Origin of the sequence: Synechococcus sp. R6-10, assembly GCF_047461815.1 — a bacterium.
Classification (GTDB): Bacteria; Cyanobacteriota; Cyanobacteriia; order Thermostichales; family Thermostichaceae; genus Thermostichus.
Genome location: NZ_JANSHW010000580.1, coordinates 1 through 1,513 on the forward strand (window position 1 = coordinate 1; position 1,513 = coordinate 1,513).

The window sequence follows — 1,513 nt, forward strand, 5'->3', positions numbered from 1 at the left end:
CGGGGGGTGAGGCGAATCACAGCAGATTCCACCTTGGGGGCTGGCTTGAAAGCGGTGGGGGGCACCCTGCAGATCAGCTCGCAATCGGCCAAATACTGCGTCCGCAGGCTCAGAGCACCATAGGCTTTGCTGCCGGGGCCGGCCTGCAAGCGCTCGGCCAGCTCTTTTTGCACCAGAAGGACAATGCGCTCGAACTGCCGAACCGGCTGGGCCGGGGATCCCAGTACCTTTTCCAGGATGGATCCGGTGAGGTTGTAGGGAATGTTGGCCACCAGCAGGCGGGGTTGAGGAGGCAACGGCAGGCGAAGAAAATCCCCTTCCACCAGGTGGAAGCGGGGCTGGTCGGCGAAGCGCTTTCGCAGCAGTCGGCACAGATCCCGGTCGATCTCCACCGCCACCACCTGGACACCCTGGGCCAGCAATCGCCGCGTCAGTTGGCCGGTGCCGGGGCCGATCTCCAGCACCCAAGTGGGATCCGCCCCTCTCTCCAGATCATTCAACTGGGCAGCCCGCAAAATCGCCTCGTGAACAGCGGGATCCTTGAGCCAATGCTGACCAAACCGTTTACGAGGATAGGGCATGGGGGAATGTTCGCGCAGTGCTGCGCCGCAACCGAGAGGTACCCAGAGCGGTTGAAGGAGAAATGGCCGGGTGGGTCATCGCTTGGCTGAGTTGGGAACAGAAATCAAGGTGGGATCCGCATCCTCAGGTTTCTCTGGCTTGACAGGGATTGCCTCTGGGTTCGGATCCCCGCTCAGGAGCGGCTTGCGGTAGAGGGGCACCGTAAAGGTGACGGTGGATCCCAGCCCTTCGCCCAGGCTGTAGAAATTGATTTCCCCTCCCATCGCCTCCACCAGGCGTTGGCTGATGGCCAGGCCCAAGCCGGTTCCTCCATATTGGCGGGTGGTGGAACCATCCACCTGTGTGAAGGCCTGAAACAGTTTTTGCTGCTTTTCCAGCGATACCCCGATCCCGGTGTCGATGACGCGGATGCGGGCCAACCCCGGATTGCCGGGCAGGATATCCGCCCGCACGGTTACTGAGCCTTTGGGGGTAAACTTGATGGCATTCCCCACCAAATTGAGCATGACCTGCAACAGGCGTTGGTAATCGCCCAAGAGCAAAATCTGATCCGAGGTGTTGGGCAGGTGGAAGCTCAGTTGTAGGCCCTTTTGGCTGGCCTGCAGGCTAGTCTTGGCCTCCACATCCTTAAACAAAGCTCGCAGGTCGCAGGGCTGGAACTCCAACTGCATTTTGCCCGCCTCGATCTTGGCGATATCCAGCACATCGTTGATTAGGGCCAGCAGGTGCAGGGCAGAGCGATAGGCCTCCTGCAAGAAGTCCAGCTCCTCTTCGCGGTTTTCGGCCATCCCGTCCAGCACCAGCTTGATAAAGCCGATGATCCCGTTTAGGGGGGTGCGCAGCTCGTGGGAGGTGTTGGCCAGGAATCGGCTTTTCAGTTGGTTGGCCGATTCCGCTTGGGCACGGGCCTGCTCCAGCTCCTTATTTTTCT

At 60.3% G+C, this 1,513-nt stretch carries 2 protein-coding genes; both read right to left on the reverse strand.

The genetic code is table 11. From position 1 onward, the window contains the following. On the reverse strand, nucleotides 1–581 hold a 581-nt coding region (gene rsmA / locus NW837_RS14080; protein ID WP_414332221.1), incomplete at its 3' end, for a 16S rRNA (adenine(1518)-N(6)/adenine(1519)-N(6))-dimethyltransferase RsmA. A gap of 75 nt (nucleotides 582–656) precedes the next feature. Further along, nucleotides 657–1,513, reverse strand: an 857-nt coding sequence (locus NW837_RS14085) for a sensor histidine kinase (RefSeq protein WP_414332222.1), incomplete at its 5' end; no start/stop codon positions are given.